17 protein-coding genes are annotated in these 17935 nt (G+C 70.5%); 3 read left to right on the top strand and 14 right to left on the bottom strand.

Features of this window, described 5'->3' with window-relative positions:
• Positions 1-77 precede the first annotated feature (77 nt).
• The 5 genes from BIV24_RS03740 to BIV24_RS03760 all read right to left on the bottom strand — a co-directional run bounded on the left by BIV24_RS03740 (position 78) and on the right by BIV24_RS03760 (position 5944).
• Complete coding sequence (locus BIV24_RS03740) at positions 78-1781, bottom strand: bifunctional uroporphyrinogen-III C-methyltransferase/uroporphyrinogen-III synthase (RefSeq protein ID WP_071364668.1); 1704 nt, start codon at positions 1779-1781, stop codon at positions 78-80.
• Positions 1778-2785 carry a hydroxymethylbilane synthase gene (gene hemC, locus BIV24_RS03745; RefSeq protein ID WP_071364669.1) on the bottom strand — a complete coding sequence of 336 codons (1008 nt, stop codon included), beginning with the start codon at positions 2783-2785 and terminating at the stop codon, positions 1778-1780. Before hemC ends, BIV24_RS03740 begins: the two co-directional genes overlap by 4 nt.
• Positions 2782-4560, bottom strand: a complete 1779-nt coding sequence (locus BIV24_RS03750) for a glutamyl-tRNA reductase (protein WP_071364670.1) — start codon at positions 4558-4560, stop codon at positions 2782-2784. The genes hemC and BIV24_RS03750 overlap by 4 nt, the downstream gene beginning before the upstream one ends.
• A complete protein-coding gene (locus BIV24_RS03755; RefSeq protein ID WP_071364671.1) occupies positions 4557-5318 on the bottom strand; it encodes a redox-sensing transcriptional repressor Rex in 762 nt (253 codons plus the stop codon). The genes BIV24_RS03750 and BIV24_RS03755 overlap by 4 nt, the downstream gene beginning before the upstream one ends.
• A 323-nt stretch (positions 5319-5641) precedes the next feature.
• On the bottom strand, positions 5642-5944 hold the full coding sequence (locus BIV24_RS03760; protein ID WP_107459184.1) for a glutaredoxin family protein: 303 nt from the start codon (positions 5942-5944) through the stop codon (positions 5642-5644).
• Positions 5945-6198: 254 nt separating this feature from the next.
• On the opposite strand from BIV24_RS03760, the gene BIV24_RS03765 reads away from it, so the two are divergent.
• The 3 genes from BIV24_RS03765 (at position 6199) to BIV24_RS03775 (ending at position 10011) form a co-directional block, all read left to right on the top strand.
• On the top strand, positions 6199-7125 hold the full coding sequence (locus BIV24_RS03765; RefSeq protein WP_079167981.1) for an HAD family hydrolase: 927 nt from the start codon (positions 6199-6201) through the stop codon (positions 7123-7125).
• A 436-nt stretch (positions 7126-7561) separates the two neighbouring features.
• Positions 7562-8341: an ECF subfamily RNA polymerase sigma factor, BldN family gene (locus BIV24_RS03770; RefSeq protein ID WP_071364673.1), complete on the top strand. Its 780-nt coding sequence runs from the start codon at positions 7562-7564 to the stop codon at positions 8339-8341.
• Positions 8342-8772: 431 nt separating this feature from the next.
• On the top strand, positions 8773-10011 hold the full coding sequence (locus tag BIV24_RS03775) for a DUF5667 domain-containing protein (RefSeq protein ID WP_071364674.1): 1239 nt from the start codon (positions 8773-8775) through the stop codon (positions 10009-10011).
• Positions 10012-10099: 88 nt separating this feature from the next.
• On the opposite strand, the gene BIV24_RS03780 is transcribed toward BIV24_RS03775, so the two are convergent.
• The 9 genes from BIV24_RS03780 to BIV24_RS03815 form a co-directional block, all read right to left on the bottom strand.
• On the bottom strand, positions 10100-11146 hold the full coding sequence (locus BIV24_RS03780) for a 1-acyl-sn-glycerol-3-phosphate acyltransferase (protein WP_071364675.1): 1047 nt from the start codon (positions 11144-11146) through the stop codon (positions 10100-10102).
• A 14-nt stretch (positions 11147-11160) separates the two neighbouring features.
• Positions 11161-12222, bottom strand: a complete 1062-nt coding sequence (locus tag BIV24_RS03785; RefSeq protein ID WP_071364697.1) for an NAD-dependent epimerase/dehydratase family protein — start codon at positions 12220-12222, stop codon at positions 11161-11163.
• Positions 12223-12504: 282 nt separating this feature from the next.
• Positions 12505-12603: a 30S ribosomal protein bS22 gene (locus tag BIV24_RS31215; protein ID WP_003948845.1), complete on the bottom strand. Its 99-nt coding sequence runs from the start codon at positions 12601-12603 to the stop codon at positions 12505-12507.
• 142 nt (positions 12604-12745) lie between these two features.
• On the bottom strand, positions 12746-12958 hold the full coding sequence (locus tag BIV24_RS03790; protein ID WP_004984898.1) for a helix-turn-helix domain-containing protein: 213 nt from the start codon (positions 12956-12958) through the stop codon (positions 12746-12748).
• Positions 12959-13087: 129 nt separating this feature from the next.
• The gene (locus BIV24_RS03795; protein ID WP_071364676.1) at positions 13088-13903 is read right to left on the bottom strand and encodes a phosphatase; all 816 of its coding nucleotides are present in this window, start codon (positions 13901-13903) and stop codon (positions 13088-13090) included.
• A 117-nt stretch (positions 13904-14020) separates the two neighbouring features.
• Complete coding sequence (locus BIV24_RS03800; protein WP_071364677.1) at positions 14021-15193, bottom strand: acetoin utilization protein AcuC; 1173 nt, start codon at positions 15191-15193, stop codon at positions 14021-14023.
• Entirely contained in the window at positions 15144-16355 is a 1212-nt protein-coding gene (locus tag BIV24_RS03805) for an MFS transporter (protein WP_079167977.1), read from the bottom strand. Before BIV24_RS03805 ends, BIV24_RS03800 begins: the two co-directional genes overlap by 50 nt.
• 66 nt (positions 16356-16421) lie before the next feature.
• Positions 16422-17126 (bottom strand): VC0807 family protein, encoded by a 705-nt coding sequence (locus BIV24_RS03810; RefSeq protein WP_071364679.1) that lies wholly within the window; start codon positions 17124-17126, stop codon positions 16422-16424.
• Positions 17127-17230: 104 nt separating this feature from the next.
• Positions 17231-17875, bottom strand: a complete 645-nt coding sequence (locus tag BIV24_RS03815) for an HAD family hydrolase (RefSeq protein WP_071364680.1) — start codon at positions 17873-17875, stop codon at positions 17231-17233.
• Positions 17876-17935: the final 60 nt, after the last annotated feature.

The following is a 17935-nucleotide window of genomic DNA, read 5'->3' on the forward strand; positions in this document are numbered from 1 at the left end:
CCCCGAACCGGGGGCGCCCTTCCGTCCATGAGCCGAAGGCGGCCAAGCTCACGCCACGCGAGGGGCGTGCCGCTCGGTCAGGTGGTCGAACGACGCCTCCGCGCCCCCGGCCTCCGCTCGCTCGGCCGCGTCACCGGGTCCCCGGCCTCCAGCGCGGCGGCGCGCCGCCTGAGGCCGAAGTCCGCCAGCGCCTCCGTCAGCTTGTGGACCGACGGCTCGGGCGACATGACGTCGACGCGCAGGCCGTGCTCCTCCGCCGTCTTCGCGGTCGCCGGGCCGATGCAGGCGATCACCGTCACGTTGTGCGGCTTGCCCGCGATGCCCACCAGGTTCCGGACCGTGGACGACGAGGTGAACAGGACCGCGTCGAAGCCGCCACCCTTGATCGCCTCGCGGGTCTCGGCCGGCGGCGGCGAGGCGCGAACCGTCCGGTACGCCGTGACGTCGTCGACCTCCCAGCCCAGTTCGATCAGACCGGCGACCAGGGTCTCCGTGGCGATGTCGGCGCGGGGCAGGAAGACACGGTCGATCGGGTCGAACACCGGGTCGTACGGCGGCCAGTCCTCCAGCAGACCGGCGGCGGACTGCTCCCCGGACGGGATCAGGTCCGGCTTCACACCGAAGGCCACCAGTGCCTTCGCCGTCTGCTCGCCGACCGCGGCCACCTTGATACCCGCGAAGGCACGCGCGTCGAGGCCGTACTCCTCAAACTTCTCCCGGACCGCCTTCACCGCGTTGACCGACGTGAACGCGATCCACTCGTACCGGCCCGTCACCAGGCCCTTGACCGCCCGCTCCATCTGCTGGGGCGTACGGGGCGGCTCGACGGCGATCGTCGGCACCTCGTGCGGCACGGCGCCGTACGACCGCAGCTGGTCGGAGAGCGACGCGGCCTGCTCCTTCGTCCGCGGGACGAGGACCTTCCAGCCGAACAGCGGCTTGCTCTCGAACCACGACAGCTGGTCGCGTTGCGCGGCGGATCGCTCACCGACCACGGCTATCACCGGCCGACAGCCCTCGGGGGAGGGCAGGACCTTCGCCTGCTTCAGCGTCTGCGCGATCGAGCCGAGCGTCGCGGACCAGGTGCGCTGCCGGGTCGTCGTACCGGCGATCGTCACCGTCAGCGGGGTGTCCGGCTTGCGGCCCGCGGCCACCAGTTCCCCGGCGGCGGCGGCCACCGAGTCCAGGGTCGTGGAGACCACAACCGTGCCGTCGGAGGCACCGACCTCGGTCCAGCAGCGCTCCGAGGCGGTCCGCGCGTCCACGAACCGTACGTCCGCACCCTGCGCGCCCCGCAGCGGCACACCCGCGTACGCGGGCACGCCCACGGCGGTGGCGATGCCTGGAACGACCTCGAAGGGAACGCCCGCGGTGACGCACGCCAGCATCTCCTCGGCCGCGTACGCGTCCAGGCCCGGGTCTCCGGTCACCGCACGGACGACCCGCTTGCCGCCCCGCGATGCCTCCATGACAAGATGTGCGGCATCCCTCGACACAGGGACACCAGCGGTTGTCGACTCACCGCCGACGACCGCTAGTTGGGGCGTGCCCGTGCCCGGATGCGCACCCGTGAAGGGGTCCGTGTCCGTGGTCAGGACGGCGACGTCGGCCCTGGCATGCGTGCGCACCACGTCGAGCACCTCGTGCTCGCCGACGAGAACGTCCGCGTTCGCCAGCGCCTCCACGGCGCGCAGTGTGAGAAGTCCCGGATCCCCGGGTCCGGCACCGAGGAAGGTGACGTGCCCGTGGTCAAGGCCGGTGGGAAGGGTGGTGGGGCTCAATGTGCTCGCTCCCCCATCAGACCGGCCGCGCCCTTGGCAAGCATCTCGGCGGCGAGTTCGCGACCGAGCGCCATCGCCTGGTCGTGCGTCTCGGGCACGGGACCGGTGGTGGACAGCTGCACCAGCGTCGAGCCGTCGGTCGCACCGACGACGCCGCGCAGGCGCATTTCCTTGACAGTCTGCCCGTCGGCCTGGGGGTCCCCCCGCTCGAGCGGAGCCGAGAGTGGGGGAAGGTCGGCCAACGCGCCCACAGGGGCGCTGCAACCGGCCTCCAGGGCGGCGAGCAGGGACCGCTCGGCGGTCACGGCGACCCGGGTGAAGGGGTCGTCGAGCTCGGCGAGCGCGGCGATCAGAGCAGTGTCTTGGGCGGTGTTCCCCGCCCTGCACTCGATCGCCAGTGCCCCCTGGCCGGGGGCGGGCAGAACCATGTCGACCGACAGGAAGTCGGTCACCTCGTCGATGCGCCCTATGCGGTTGAGTCCGGCCGCGGCGAGGACCACCGCGTCCAGTTCTCCGTCCCGGACGAATCCTATGCGCGTGTCGACATTGCCCCGGATCGGGACCGTCTCGATGTCGAGGCCGTGGGTGCGCGCGTATGCGTTCAACTGCGCCATGCGGCGCGGCGAGCCGGTGCCTATGCGGGCCCCGCGCGGCAGGTCGGTGAACTTCAGGGCGTCACGCGCCACGATCACGTCACGCGGGTCCTCACGCACGGGCACGGCGGCCAGCATCAGGCCCTCCGGCTGCGCGGTCGGCAGATCCTTGAGGGAGTGCACCGCGAAGTCGACCTCGCCGCGCAGGAGCGCCTCGCGCAGGGCCGCCACGAACACACCGGTGCCGCCGATCTGCGCGAGGTGCTCGCGGGAGATGTCGCCGTACGTCGTGATCTCCACGAGCTCCACGGGCCGTCCGGTCACCCTGGTCACGGCGTCCGCGACCTGACCGGACTGGGCCATGGCCAGCTTGCTGCGCCTGGTCCCCAGCCTCAGTGCCTGCTCACTCATGCTCGCCCTCGGTTCTTGGCGTTCTCGGTGGTCGTGTCGTTCTCGGTGTCCTCGGCCCGGGTGACGGAGTCGATCGTCTCGGGGGCGAGGTCGAACAGGGTGCGCAACGCGTCCGCGTACCCGGCGCCGCCGGGCTCGGCCGCCAGCTGCTTGATCCGTACGGTCGGCGCGTGCAGCAGCTTGTCGACGACGCGCCGCACGGTCTGCGTGATCTCGGCGCGGTGCTTGGCGTCAAGGCCGGGCAGCCGTCCCTCCAGGCGCGCGATCTCGCCCGCCACCACGTCGGCGGCCATCGTGCGCAGCGCCACGACGGTGGGCGTGATGTGCGCGGCGCGCAGGGCGGCACCGAACGCGGCGACCTCGTCGGAGACGATCCGCCGCACCCGGTCGACGTCGGCGGCCATCGGAGCGTCCGCGGACGCCTCGGCAAGCGATTCGATGTCGACGAGCCGCGCCCCGGGCAGCCGGTGCACGGCCGCGTCGATGTCCCGCGGCATCGCGAGGTCGAGCAGCGCGAGCACGGGCGCGGGGCGGGGGATCTCAACGGGTTCGGGGCGACGGCGCTCGGGGATTCGGCCGGTGGTGGCGACGGTCGCGACCAACGCGGTGATCACGTCGGCGTCGGCCTCCGGGTCGAGCACGGCGGCACCGGCGGTGGCACGGCCGCCACGCGGCTCCTCGGCACCCTTGTCCACCCAGGCGGCGTGCTGCTCCAGCTCGGCGGTCGCCATCCCGGCGACGGCGGCCTCGCCGAGCACCGAGAACCCGGCGGTGCCCTGCACGGCGGACAGGTCCAGCGGGCAGTCGTCCTCGGTGCCCGCGGGCCGGTCGGCCGTACGGGCGTCAGCCGCACGAGGACCGGCGGCGGAAGTGTCGGTGGTGCGGGCGGACGTGGCACCCGGAGCGGGAACGAACGGGGGCACCGCCCCGTCCACGCGTCCCTCCAGCGCGGTGGCAACCGTCTGGGCCGTGAGGACCAGACCGGTCGCGCCCGTACAGGACACCGCGACGTCGGCACGGGTCAGCTCGTCCGGCACCATCTCCATCGGCACGGCGCGCGCCAGCACGTCGGTGTCGTCCGCCTCCGTGAGGATCTGCGCGAGCCGCTCGGCGCGTTCCATGGTGCGGTTGGCGATCACGATCTCGGACACGCCGGCGCGCGCGAGGGTCGCCGCGGCCAGCGAGGACATGGAGCCCGCGCCGATCACGAGGGCGCGCTTGCCCTTGGCCCAGGTCTCGACCGGCGTACCGGACGACAGCTGCTCCAGGCCGAAGGTCACCAGCGACTGCCCGGCACGGTCGATGTCCGTCTCGGAGTGGGCACGCTTGCCGACCCGCAGGGCCTGCTGGAACAGGTCGTTCAGCAGCCGGCCGGCGGTGTGCCGTTCCTGCGCGGCGGCCAGGGAGTTCTTGATCTGGCCGAGGATCTGCCCCTCGCCCACGACCATGGAATCCAGCCCGCAGGCCACCGAGAACAGGTGGTGGACGGCCCGGTCCTCGTAGTGCACGTAGAGGTAGGGGGTCAGCTCGTCGAGGCCGACCCCGCTGTGCTGGGCGAGGAGAGTGGACAGCTCGGCGACACCGGCGTGGAACTTGTCCACGTCGGCGTACAGCTCGATGCGGTTGCAGGTGGCGAGCACCGCGGCCTCGGTGGCCGGCTCGGCGGCGACCGTGTCCTGGATCAGCTTGGCCCGGGCGTCCATGGCCAGCGCGGCCCGTTCAAGGACGCTGACCGGAGCGCTGCGGTGGCTCAGCCCGACGACGAGAAGACTCATGCCGGCATCACGGCGGGGACATCCCCGTCGGGCCCCTTGTCGGTGTTCTCCCGGGCCGCGGCAGCGGAGGCCGGCAGACCGTCGGGCAGGGCTTCCTCGCCGGCCTTGCGCTGCTCGTGGAAGGCGAGGATCTGCAGCTCGATGGAGAGGTCGACCTTGCGCACGTCGACGCCGTCCGGGACGGACAGCACGGTCGGCGCGAAGTTCAGGATGGACGTCACACCCGCGGCCACGAGGCGGTCGCAGACCTGCTGGGCGGCACCGGCCGGGGTCGCGATGACACCGATCGACACCCCGTGGCCCTTGATGATCTTCTCCAGGTCGTCGGTGTGCTGGACCGGGATGCCCGCGACCGGCTTCCCGGCCATCGCCGGATCCGCGTCGATGAGCGCCGCGATCCGGAAACCACGGGAGGCGAACCCGCCGTAATTGGCCAGCGCCGCGCCGAGGTTACCGATACCGACGATCACAACCGGCCAGTCCTGGGTCAGGCCCAGCTCGCGGGAGATCTGGTACACGAGATACTCGACGTCGTAACCCACGCCCCGGGTCCCGTAGGAACCGAGGTAGGAGAAGTCCTTGCGCAGCTTCGCGGAGTTGACCCCCGCGGCGGCGGCCAGCTCCTCGGAGGAGACCGTGGGCACCGAGCGCTCCGACAGTGCGGTCAGGGCTCGGAGGTACAGCGGAAGCCGGGCGACGGTGGCCTCGGGAATCCCTCGGCTGCGGGTCGCCGGTCGGTGAGTTCGGCCAGTTGCCACGGTGCTCCTGCGGGTAGAGCGGGGCTGTAGGCGGTCATACGTCCCCAGACCGCCCCGTCGAATGCAGGCTATGTCTTTGTGAACGTGTGCACAAAGATTGTGTCCGATTTGCCCGGCCAACGTGACCGGGGTCACGCGCACCCGGCACTCCGATACGGAACCGGCGCGCAGGCGCAGCCGTCCCTTGCATCTTGGGGGCAAAACCGCACACTCTCCTCAACAATCCACGCCCCCGAGACCGATCGCCGTCGATCCTAAGTGACTTTCCGGACTACTCGGACTGCCCGGTCAGGCCGGGACCCGACCTCGCGAGGCAGCCGGCCCTAGATGAGGGCCTTGCGCAGCCGGTCCTCGTTCACACGCCAGAAGGTGTGCTGCGCGCCGTCGACCAGCACGACCGGGATCTGCTCCCAGTACTCGCGGTGGAGCTCCTCGTCCTGGGTGATGTCCTTCTTCTCCCAGGGGACGCCGAGCTCGCCGCAGACCCTCTCGATGACGATCTGTGCGTCATCGCACAGATGACATCCGGGCTTCCCGATGAGGGTGACGAGGTGCCCCTGAGCAGCCTGCGCATTCCGGGCGTTCTGGGCGGACCCCCGCCGAAAGATGGGACTCATGTCGGCCATTCTCGCTCCAGTGGACGGAAAAAAGAGGGGACCGTTCGGCCCACAACGACACCCCGACCGGCCATCCCCGGCACCCCGGGCGACCGCAACCGGTTCCGACCGGCCCTGAAGGGCACCCCGGCCGCCACGCCGACGGGACGGTTCCCTGTGGGGCGGCTCCTTTCCGGCTTCCTCAACGACACGGTCACGCTGTGTTCACAGCCTCCAAACCTCTCGGCTCCGGAAGCACCGAACAGAATGGCTATGCTCACGGCATGGCCGCTCTCGGATGGCTCACTTCCCGTAGGCGCTCCGCCACGGCGCGGAGCGTGTTGGCAGGCGAGGCCTCGGCGGAGGCGGCGCGCAAGTCGTCGCAGGACGCCGACTCGCAGGACGCCTCCGACCAGGAGGCTCAGTTCCCGGTCCTCGGCGACGACAGAGCCGCCGCGTTCTTCGACCTGGACAACACCGTGATGCAGGGTGCCGCGCTGTTCCACTTCGGCCGCGGCCTCTACAAGCGGAAATTCTTCGAGACGCGCGACCTGGCGAAGTTCGCGTGGCAGCAGGCGTGGTTCCGGCTGGCCGGGGTGGAGGACCCCGAGCACATGCAGGACGCGCGGGACTCGGCGCTGTCGATCGTGAAGGGCCACCGTGTCGCCGAGCTGATGTCGATCGGCGAGGAGATCTACGACGAGTACATGGCCGAGCGGATCTGGCCGGGTACGCGGGCGCTGGCACAGGCGCACCTGGACGCGGGCCAGCGGGTGTGGCTCGTCACGGCCGCGCCCGTCGAGATCGCCACGGTGATCGCCCGCCGCCTGGGGCTGACCGGGGCGCTGGGCACGGTGGCGGAGTCGATCGGCGGCGTGTACACGGGCAGGCTGGTGGGCGAACCCCTGCACGGCCCGGCGAAGGCGGAGGCGGTACGCGCGCTGGCGGCGGCAGAAGGCCTGGACCTCTCCCGCTGCGCGGCGTACAGCGACTCCCACAATGACATTCCGATGCTGTCGCTGGTGGGCCACCCCTACGCGATCAACCCGGACGCGAAGCTCCGCAAGCACGCCCGCACCTACGACTGGCGACTGCGCGACTACCGCACGGCCCGCAAGGCGGCGAAGGTGGGCCTGCCCGCGGCGGCCGGCGTGGGCGCGGTGGCGGGTGGCACGGCAGCGGCGATCGCCCTGCACCGCCGCCGCCGCTGACGGCCCCTACCGGGGCGGGGCACCTACGGCCGCCGCTGCGCGGGCGCGACCCGGCGGCGGACAGGGCAGGCGTGTCGCCTGCCGGGGACACTAGGCCATTCGGGTTATTCCGACCCCCCGGCCCCTCACTCTCCGCACACGATTTCAGGCCCCCGAGGGCCGCGCTCCTCCGGAGCCCTCTCCTGCACGCCCGGCCACAACACGCCCCCCACTCAGACGGAAGACGAACTCTTTCGATCAACAAGTGGTCACTGTGCGGTATTTGAGCGAGCGCTAATCGGTTACGGAAGCGACGTAATCGATGATTTGAGCAACTGGGTGTAGTGCGCCCTGTACTAAGCGTTATTCTCCTCAGACGCATTCCGGTACCTCCGTCGCCACGACGGGTGAACGGTCCCGTACTGCACGTGATGGAAGCTCTGCCTCTGGGAGTCCCGTGTACCCACACGTCGGGGTTGACACCTCGGGCCTGGCTACGCTGCGCGCAGCGGTCCGCGACCTCTTGCGCGGCTTCGTCCCCACCGCGTACGCCGTACCCGCCTTCGCCACCGCCGCTCCCGTCGGCCCGTGCTACGCACTGGCGGACGGCAGCACCACGGTCGGCGGCAGACGGGGCCGCTCCGGCTCCGCCGCCCCCACCACCACACGCCGCCCGGCCGCGGACAGCGACAGCGCCCGCATGATGGACCTGGTCGAGCGCGCCCAGGCCGGTGAGGCGGACGCCTTCGGACGCCTGTACGACCAGTACAGCGACACCGTGTACCGCTACATCTACTACCGCGTGGGGGGCAAGGCGACCGCCGAGGACCTCACCAGCGAGACCTTTCTGCGCGCCCTTCGCCGGATCGGCACCTTCACCTGGCAGGGCCGCGACTTCGGCGCCTGGCTCGTCACCATCGCCCGCAACCTCGTCGCCGACCACTTCAAGTCCAGCCGCTTCCGGCTCGAAGTGACCACCGGGGAGATGCTCGACGCCAACGAGGTCGAGCGCTCCCCCGAGGACTCCGTCCTGGAGTCCCTCTCCAACGCCGCGCTGCTCGACGCCGTACGACGGCTCAACCCCCAGCAGCAGGAGTGCGTGACGCTCCGCTTCCTCCAGGGCCTCTCCGTCGCCGAGACCGCCCGTGTGATGGGTAAGAACGAAGGCGCGATCAAGACCCTCCAGTACCGCGCCGTCCGCACCCTCGCCCGGCTCCTGCCGGAAGACGCCCGCTGAACCCCGCGAGAGCCCAATCCCGCACCGAGCCGCCGCACACGCCACTCCGTGCACCGAGCCGCCGCGCACACCGCGCACCAGGTGGCGCACCAGGTGGCGCACGAGCCGCCGCACGCACCGCACCGCGCCGCACACCGGCGTCGCCCCGCCTTTTCACCCGCGCCCGGCCCCCGTCGCAGCCCGCGCCCGCACCCAGCCGACCACACACCCGATGACCGTCAACTCACCATTCACGCCCAGCAGTTGACTTCTCAAGACGGCCCTCCTTCGTCCGTAACCGAAGTACCGAGCCGCTCGTTGTGCGGGATACAGGCTCCCTGTGGTCACAGCCCGGCTACCCTCGATCACTCGATCGTGTGGCAGCGATCGGGCGTGCAACCCTCAGGATCCCCTGGGGAGTCCGACCGTCATGATGAGAGGAGGTGCCGCCAGTGATCGCGAACGTATCGGCGCACCGGCGGGCGAACGCCTTCGCCCAGGCCCTGGAGGACCAGTCCGACGACCGGGGTACGGCGGCCGTGCGGCCCGGAGGGCCGGGCCCGGCCCCGGCGGCCACGGAACGGACCGACCAGCCCCGCCTGTTGGGCCTCGCGACCCGTCTCGGCGAGCTGCCGAAGCCGACGCTCAGCCCCGAGGTCAAGGTCGCCCAGCGCGCGCGGCTGGTGGCCGCGATGGAGGCCATGCTGCAGGAGGGCACGGCGATGGGCGGCGAGGCGCTGGGCCCTTCGGTGCCCCAACAACGGCCCCATCGGGGCCGGGGCGCTCACCGGGCGAGCCCGCTGGGGAAGTTGCGCCCGCGGACCCGGCTCACCCAAGGCCTCGCCGCGGGCGGGCTCAGCGTGGGTGTGGCCGCCGCCTCCTTCGGCGGAGTGGCCGCCGCCAGTTCCGACGCCCTGCCCGGTGACTCCCTCTACGGCCTCAAACGCGGCATCGAGGACGTCAAACTCGGCATGGCCGACGGGGACAACGCACGAGGGCGGCTCTACCTCGACCAGGCGTCGACCCGGCTGAACGAGGCCCGCAGGCTGATGGAGCGCGGCCGCAGCGGTCACCTCGACCACGAGTCCATCGGCGAGATCCGTCACACCCTGTCCGGCGTGCAGCACGACGCGTCCGAAGGCCACCGCCTGCTGCACGACGCCTACAAACGGGACGGCTCGCTCGGCCCCATCCAGACCCTGTCCGCGTTCTCCGAGTCCCATCGCGAGACCTGGGGCGCCCTGCGCGACCGGCTGCCCGTCCAGCTCGGCGACGTCAGTCAGCAGGTCTCGTCGGTCTTCGACGCCATAGACCAGGAGGTCGCCCCGCTGCAGTCGCTGCTGCCGCAAGCCCCGCCTCAGACCGGCCCCGGCCGGCACCGGGGCGCCAGCAGCGAGCCCGCCGCCTCCACTGGCACCACCGGCACGGACAGCCCGGCGCCCAGCGCCACCAGCGGCTCCCCCACCGACAGCCACAGCAGCGGCGAGCCCCAGCCGTCCCCGTCCAGCAGCGAGAGCGGCGACGGCCTGCTCGGCGGCAGCACAGGCGACCTGCTGGACCCGCCGAAGGACAGCCCCAGCAGCTCACCGTCGTCGAGCAAGAGCCCGTCGACCGGCCCACACGTGACGCTGCCCCCGCTGCTCCCCGGCCTCCTGCCGGGCCTGGGCATCAACAGCGAGGAGAACAAGTAGGGCTCGTACGAGGACGGGGCGCCCCTGGCTCAAGGGGCGCCCCGTCCTCGTACCGGAAAGACCGGAAGGCTCAGAAAGACCGGAAGGCTCAGAAGAAGACCGACCTGCGCTGCACCAGCAGCTTGTACAGCGTGTGCTGGATCTGCTCCCTGACCTGATCCGTCAGGTTGAACATCAGCATCGGATCCTCGGCGGCCTCCTGCGGATAGCCGTCCGTGTGGATCGGCTCGCCGAACTGGATCGTCCACTTCGTCGGCAGCGGGACCGCGCCCAGCGGGCCCAGCCACGGGAACGTCGGCGTGATCGGGAAGTACGGGAAGCCCAGCAGCCGGGCGAGGGTCTTCGCGTTGCCGATCATCGGGTAGATCTCCTCGGCCCCGACGATCGAGCACGGGATGATCGGCGTCCCGGCGCGCAGGGCCGTGGAGACGAAGCCGCCACGCCCGAAGCGCTGCAGCTTGTAGCGCTCGCTGAACGGCTTGCCGATGCCCTTGAAGCCCTCCGGCATCACCCCGACCAGCTCGCCGCGCTCCAGCAGCCGCTGGGCGTCCTCCGCGCACGCCAGGGTGTGGCCGGCCTTGCGGGCCAGTTCGTTGACCACCGGCAGCACGAAGACCAAATCTGCGGCGAGAAGCCTGAGATGGCGGCCCGCCGGATGGTTGTCGTGCACGGCGACCTGCATCATCAGGCCGTCCAGCGGCAGCGTCCCCGAGTGGTTGGCGACGATCAGCGCCCCGCCCTTCTCCGGGATGTTGTCGATGCCTTTCACCTCCACCCGGAAGTACTTCTCGTACAGCGGCCGCAGCAGCGACATCAGGACCTGGTCGGTGAGCTCCTCGTCGTAGCCGAAGTCGTCGACCTCGTAGTCGCCCGTGAGCCGGCGGCGCAAGAAGGCCAGACCCCCGGCGATGCGCTGCTCCAGGCCGCCCTCCTGCGGCTTGACCGGCGCCTTCTCCTCGCCTGCCACGGGACCATCATCCTGCGGGACCGCCCTGCCGGGCAGGGGCTGGACCTCGCGGACCACCGCGGGTTCGCCCTTGCGTCGGCTCCCCGCGCTCCGGCGCCGCTGCGGCCGCTGTGCGGCAGCCCCGCGGGACCGGTCGTCGTCGAACGGAATGACCTTGGCGTCCGCCATCGTTGATGCGCTCCTCAGTTGGCGCTCTGCGTCGGGGGGTGGCCACCGCCCAGGGCGGGCAGCGCGGCGATCCGGTCGACGGCCGCCGCGAGGGCCTCCGGCGGCAGCAGTCCGGGGCCGCGGCTTCGCGCGAAGGCCGCGAAGGTCTCCGCGGTCGTGAATTTCGGCTCGTACCCAAGAGTCTCGCGCATCTGGACGGTCGACACGACCCGGCCATGGGTGAGAAGCCGGATCTGCTCGGGAGAGAAGTCCGTCATGCCCACCGTGCGCATCGCCGAACCGGCCCAGGTCACCACGGGCAGCAGCAGCGGCACGGTGGGTCGCCCCAGCCGCCGCGCACACTGCGACAGCAGGAGCACGCCGTCGCCCGCGATATTGAACGTGCCGCTGTTGAGCGTGCCGCGCCGCGGCTCGTGCGAGGCGATCCGCAGCACCTCGATCACGTCGTCCTCGTGCACGAACTGCAACCGCGGGTCATAGCCGAAGACGGTGGGCAGAACCGGCAGCGCAAAGTACGAGGCCAGCGGCGAATCGGCGCCCGGGCCGAGGATGTTGGCGAAGCGCAGCACACAGACGGCGACATCGGGCCGGCGCCGCGCGAAGCCCCGTACATACCCCTCGACCTCGACGGTGTCCTTGGCGAAGCCCCCGCTGGGCAGGGACTTGGGCGGGGTCGTCTCGGTGAACACGGCCGGATCGCGGGGCGCGGAACCGTACACGTTCGTACTGGACTTCACCACCAGCCGTTTGACGGTCGGTGACTTCTGGCAGGCGCCCAGCACCTGCATGGTGCCGATGACGTTGGTCTCCTTGACCGTTGCCCGGCTGCCGCTGCCCAGCGGAGTGCCGGTCACATCCATGTGGACGACCGTGTCGACGGAGTACTCGGCGAGCACACGGGCAATGGTGGGCTGGCGGATGTCGGCCCGGACGAAGTCGGCGCCTCCCAGATGGTGCTCGGGCGTGATCGCGTCCACCCCGAGGACCCGCTCGACCTCCGGGTCACGCTGGATCCGTCGCACGAACCGGCCCCCGAGCCGGCGAGCCACCCCGGTCACGAGCACGACCTTCCCCAAGATCAGCGCCTTTCTTCCCGTCCGTCGCATGGCGTCCAGACACGGACACGGCCCTGCCGGTCACTCTGCCGCGTTCCCCGTGTGCGGCCAACTTAGCGGGTCGGTGTTGCGCTGTGATGACCGGCCGATGCACGAAGTGACGGCACCCCCGTACGCACGATCAGAGCAAGCCATTTGCCCCACAGGCGTACACACAGACGGCAATGGCCCCCCACCGATGGTGGGGGGCCATTGCTGCGCTCTCACGCAATCCGGCAAGGACGCCCCTTGCGGGGCGGCGCCTTACTTCTTGTTGCGACGCTGAACGCGAGTGCGCTTGAGCAGCTTGCGGTGCTTCTTCTTGGCCATCCGCTTGCGCCGCTTCTTGATAACAGAGCCCACGACTACCCTCGCTCACTTCTCATCACTCAGTGCTGGGCGCCATGGGCCCACACGACCTACGAGGGGCTAGCCTACCCGCCCGAGCGCTGAGGTCGTAATCGAGGTGACCCGGGAGGCCACAGAGGGCCTCACCGGGCCGCCGTCAGGCCGTCTCCACCCCCACATAGCTTTCGCGGAGGTACTCGTGAACCGCTTGCTCCGGCACCCGGAAGGACCTCCCCACCCGGATCGCCGGCAGATGACCGCTGTGCACCAGCCGGTACACGGTCATCTTCGACACGCGCATCACCGAGGCGACTTCCGCCACGGTCAGAAACTGGACCTCGTTCAGAGGCCTCTCGCCAGCAGCAGCCATGACACACCTGAACCTTCCGCACTCGACGGCCACCGGCTTCCCCTCCCGGTGACTCTTCGTCGTTGCGTGCTCACTCCCCAGACTAGGGGCGGGTGATGCAAGTGGGGAAGAGGGGATGGCATCCGCCGCCTACTGTGACAGACACGCTCGATTGAGTACATAGCGAGTAAGCGGTCGGTAGTAAGAAGACCGCACAGCGTCATCAAGTGGAACGACGACGGACACCAGCCCCTCTGCCTCCCCGACGAAGAGCGCAGGATCGTCCGTATCGGCCAGCCCGATCGTCTCGAACCCCAGCTGACCTGCCCCGCAGACCCACCCGTGGTCGCCGATGACCAGCTCCGGCAGCGGCCCGCCGGCCTCCGCGGCGGCGGCCAGCGCGATACGAACCGGGAGCGGCGAGTGCGTGTGTGCGCCGGGCTCACAACCGCCGGTTCCGCGCCCCGGTTTGCGTACGAATGCGACTCCTCGTACGTAATCGAGGTTGTACATGCGTAGACCGAACCGGGTCGTTATGTCGACACAGCGACCATGCGCCGGGGTGAGGACGTTACATCCCGCCGCCGACAGGGCGTCCGCGAGCGCGACGTAGAAACCGAGCAGCCGGTGCGGGTGGCCGGTGCCCAGCAGGACCGGTGCCCTGTCCCGCGCGACGGCGGCGATCCGCTCGGCGAAGGCGTCGAGGGCCTCCAGTGTGCGCTCGGGATCGATCACATCTTGGCCGGATGTATGTCCAGGATCGGCCGAGACCCCGCACTTGTGCGCCATCAGCTCGACCACATCCCGATGCCCCCATGTCCATTCGGGATCGAGTCCGATCAGCACGCGGGGGTCGCGGGCGGCGAAGAGCCGATAGCTGCGCAGGCTCTCCTCGCGCGAGGTGGCCACGGGCCCGGCCAGCCGGGCGGCCAGCAGATGCGCACGCAGCGCTCCGGAGCTCAACACGTCAGCGATGCTGACCCAACCGCAGCAACCGCACGGGCAGAACGCGGGAAACACCCCACAGTCGGCGTAATCGTGCGATCCTGCGCGCCGATCGGGGGTGGGAGAGGGCGCGACGGGCTAGGCCAGCAGCCCGCGCAGCGGAAACGCCGCCCTGCGGGCCGCGAGCACCGCCTGGTCCAGCCGGTCCGCCGGGTCGTACCCCGCCTCCCAGTCCGCGTACGCCACCGGCCACCGCCCGTCTGTCATCCGGGCCGGTGCCAACTGCTGTGTGCGGGCGAAGGCTTCCTGCCGCCAGCTGTCGGGGATCACGGTCTCCGGTGCGATCGGGCGCCCCGCCGCGATGGCCACCAGATGCGTCCATGAGCGCGGTACGACCTCCACGACCGCGTACCCGCCCCCGCCCAGCGCGACCCAGCGCCCCTCGGCGTACCGGTGCGCAAGGTCGTGGCACGCGGTCTGCACGGCCCGCTGCGCGTCCAGCGAGACGGCGAGGTGCGCGAGCGGATCCTCGAAGTGGGTGTCGGCGCCGTGCTGGCTGACCAGTACCTGGGGCCGGAAGTCGGCGACCAGTTCCGGCACGACGGCGTGGAAGGCCCGCACCCACCCGGCGTCCGATGTCCCGGCCGGCAGCGCCACGTTCACCGCGCTGCCCTCCGCGTTCGGGGCGCCCGTCTCCTGCGGCCACCCGGTCTGCGGGAAGAGGGTCCGCGGATGCTCGTGCAGGGAGATGGTCAGGACCCGGGGGTCCTCCCAGAACGCGGCCTGGACCCCGTCCCCGTGGTGTACGTCCACGTCCACGTACGCCACCCGCTCCGCGCCCATCTCCAGCAGCCGGGCGATGGCGAGCGCGGCGTCGTTGTAGATGCAGAACCCGGACGCGGCGCCCGGCATCGCATGGTGCAGCCCGCCGGCGAAGTTCACGGCGTGCAGGGCGTCCCCCCGCCACACGGCCTCGGCCGCCCGCACGGACTGCCCGGCGATCAGGGCGGACACCTCGTGCATCCCGGCGAAGGCGGGATCGTCCAGGGTTCCGAGCCCGTACGAGGGGTCGGCCGCCGCGGGGTCCGCGGACGCGGCCTTCACCGCCTGAACGTAGTCCTCACGGTGCACGAGCCGCAGCGTCGAGTCGCCGGCGGGCTTCGCCGCGATCACCTCGATGTCCCGGTCGAGCCCGAGGGCCTCGACGAGCCTCCTGGTCAGCGCGAGCCGGACCGGGTCCATCGGATGGTTCGGACCGAAGTCATACCCCGTTACCGCCTCGTCCCACATCAGCTGTGCGCGACCGCTCATGGTCGTCACCGTATCGGTCCGCCGCGGGCGCGAACGAGCGCACATACACCAGCGTCACCAGGACCAACGCCATCGGTATGAGCATGGCGCCCCGGTAACTCCAGGCGTCTCCGAGCGCCCCCACCAGGGGCGAACCGACCAGAAAGCCCACATAGTTGAAGATGTTGAGGCGCGCCACGGCCGTGTCCGAAGCCCCGGGGAACAGGCGTCCCGCGGCAGCGAAGGTCTGCGGTACGAGCACGCACAGCCCAAGGCCCAGCAGAGTGAACCCGAGCATCCCGACCCATGCTCCTGGTGCTCCGGCCACCACGGCGAACCCGGCGGCCGCCACCAGCGTCCCGAGCCGTACGACGGCCGCGGCCCCGAAGCGCCGCACCCCGAAGTCCCCGATGGACCGCCCAAGCAGCGTGGTGACCATGTAGACGTTGTACGGAACGGTCGCCAGCTGCTCCGAGCTCCCGAGCGTGTCCTGAAGGTACTTGGCGCTCCAGTTGGAGACGGTCGAGTCCCCGATGTACGCGAAGGTCATCACCAGGCACAGCGGCAGCAGCAGCCGGAAAGCCACCGGGCCGGCCTTCGCCTCCTGGGCGTCCGCCGCGGACACGCTCCCGTCGACGTACCACCGACTGCCGACGAAGGTGGCCGGAAGCAGTACCGCAACGACCGGCAGGTACGACACCCACAGCGCCAGATGCCAGTGGGCGCCCACCCACGCGAGGGAGGCGCCCAAGATTCCGCCGAGGCTGTACGCGGCGTGGAAACCGAGCATGATGCTTCGCCCGTAGGACCGCTGGAGGCTCACCCCGAGCATGTTCATGGAGGCGTCCAGCGCACCCACGGCCAGCCCGAACACGGCCAGTGCGATCCCCACTTCGGCCATGCGGTCACCGGACCCGACGGCGAGGAGGGCGAGCAGCACGACGGGCTGCGACCAGCGCAGCAGCCGGCTGGGCCGGACGCGCTTGACAAGCTGCTCGGTGGTCACGCTGCCCACACCGGCGAGGATCGGTACGGCGGCGAGGATGACGGGCAGCAGCGCGTCGGAGATCCCGTACCGGTGCTGGATGGCCGGGATGCGGGTCACCAGCAGGGCGAAGGTGGCGCCCTGGGCGAAGAAGCTGAACGCAAGAGAGGCCCTACCGCGCCGCAGCACATCTGTCATGGCGGCGAGCGTAGGGCCCCGGTCTACCGCTGGGTAGATCCAGCCGAAGATGATTTTTGTTCAACTTTACCGAGCGAAGGCGGGCGTGGGCGCCTCGGCAGGGCGGTCGGCGGCGGCCTTCAGTTCGGCGGCGAGCATGCCCACCATGGGGCCGGCGGCGAGGGCACCGCTGACGAGGAAGCCCAGGACCAGCGCGACGACCATGATGACCGAGCCGAGCCAGACCATCGTGTCCACGGGAACGGTGTAGGCGCCCAGGACCTTCACCACGCACTCGGCGAACAGGACCACGCCCCAGACGAGGGAGAAGACCCGCTCGGCCCGCCGGAAGGCCGTGGACCCGCTCTGCAGCCGCGCGAAGGCGGCCTCCTTGACCGTGTCACCCCTCACGAGCCAGGGCTTCAGCGCGGCGGTCATCATCGGCTTCCCCAGGGCGACGGAGACCAGGATCCCGATCCCGATCGCGCTGCCGGCCGCGCTGTCCTTGGCGAGCATCAGCCGTGGGTCGCCGGCGACGAAGCTGAGCAGTAGTCCGACGACGTTCACGAAGAGGATGAGTGCGGCAAGCCCGTTGACCCTGCGTTCCTTGACCGCACCCCACGCCGTCCGCACAGCCGGTACGACGCTGCTGAGGCCGAGCGCCATGAGCGTGCCCATCCCGAACCCGTTCTTGAACAGGTAGTACGACCCGACGGGCACCGCCACGTCCATGATCAGCGGCGCGAAGTTGTTCTTCTTGCTCTGGCGCTGGGGAGCCGTGTTCGTCGTCATGCACTCAGCTTCGCGGTCGGACCGGGTGCGGTGGTAGAAACGATCGTCCGGAGCCTGGCGTGACACATGTCAGTGGCGGGCCGGTGCCCGAGGTCACGCCGGGTTCATCCCAGCAGGTCAGTCAACTCCTGCATGCGGGAGAAGAGTTGACTGGCCGTGGCGAGCTTCGCGCCGGGCGTCATCGCGGTGAACCCGTAGACGTCCATTCCCGCGGCGAGGGCGGCCTGCACACCGAGCGGACTGTCCTCGACGACCACGCACTTCTCGGGCGCGACCCCCATCCGCTCGGCGGCGTACAGGAAGAGGTCCGGGGCCGGCTTGCCTCGTCCCACGTCCTCGGAGCTGAAGATGCGTCCGTCGTCGAACCATCGGTCGAGCCCGGTCGTGCGGTGTCCCACCCGGATCCGCTCATGGCTTCCGGAGGAGGCCACGCAGTAGGGCACGTCGTCTGCGGAGAGCTTCTCCAGTACGTCCTCGGCCCCGGTCACGGGCTTCAATTCCCGCTCGAACGCGGCGAAGACCCGTGCGTGGAAGACGTCGTCGAAGTCGTCGGGCAGCCGCTGTCCGGTCCGCTCCTGGACGAGCTCGTGGATGCGGTGCATGGCGGAGCCCATGTAGTCGCGGAGGGACTCCTCGTACGTGGTGGGGTGCCCCAGCTCGGTGAGGTAGGCGGCGAGGAGCGTGTTGGAGAGGGGCTCACTGTCGACAAGGACGCCGTCGTTGTCGAAGATGACGAGGTCGTAGCGCATGGGTGCGAGCCTAAACGAGTGGAAAAGAGCCGTAAATGCAGAAAACCCCGCACCATGAGG

It is taken from the genome of Streptomyces colonosanans (genome assembly GCF_001866645.1).
Classification (GTDB): Bacteria; Actinomycetota; Actinomycetes; order Streptomycetales; family Streptomycetaceae; genus Streptomyces; species Streptomyces colonosanans.

Excerpts from the sequence above, each read along its gene's own strand:
- hemC (WP_071364669.1), bottom strand. The coding sequence starts at position 2,785 with ATGAGTGAGCAGGCACTGAGGCTGGGGACCAGGCGCAGCAAGCTGGCC.
- BIV24_RS03750 (WP_071364670.1), bottom strand. The coding sequence starts at position 4,560 with ATGAGTCTTCTCGTCGTCGGGCTGAGCCACCGCAGCGCTCCGGTCAGC.
- BIV24_RS03760 (WP_107459184.1), bottom strand. The coding sequence starts at position 5,944 with ATGGCCGACATGAGTCCCATCTTTCGGCGGGGGTCCGCCCAGAACGCC.
- BIV24_RS03765 (WP_079167981.1), top strand. The coding sequence starts at position 6,199 with ATGGCCGCTCTCGGATGGCTCACTTCCCGTAGGCGCTCCGCCACGGCG.
- BIV24_RS03780 (WP_071364675.1), bottom strand. The coding sequence starts at position 11,146 with ATGGCGGACGCCAAGGTCATTCCGTTCGACGACGACCGGTCCCGCGGG.
- BIV24_RS03790 (WP_004984898.1), bottom strand. The coding sequence starts at position 12,958 with ATGGCTGCTGCTGGCGAGAGGCCTCTGAACGAGGTCCAGTTTCTGACC.
- BIV24_RS03800 (WP_071364677.1), bottom strand. The coding sequence starts at position 15,193 with ATGAGCGGTCGCGCACAGCTGATGTGGGACGAGGCGGTAACGGGGTAT.
- BIV24_RS03805 (WP_079167977.1), bottom strand. The coding sequence starts at position 16,355 with ATGACAGATGTGCTGCGGCGCGGTAGGGCCTCTCTTGCGTTCAGCTTC.
- BIV24_RS03810 (WP_071364679.1), bottom strand. The coding sequence starts at position 17,126 with ATGACGACGAACACGGCTCCCCAGCGCCAGAGCAAGAAGAACAACTTC.
- BIV24_RS03815 (WP_071364680.1), bottom strand. The coding sequence starts at position 17,875 with ATGCGCTACGACCTCGTCATCTTCGACAACGACGGCGTCCTTGTCGAC.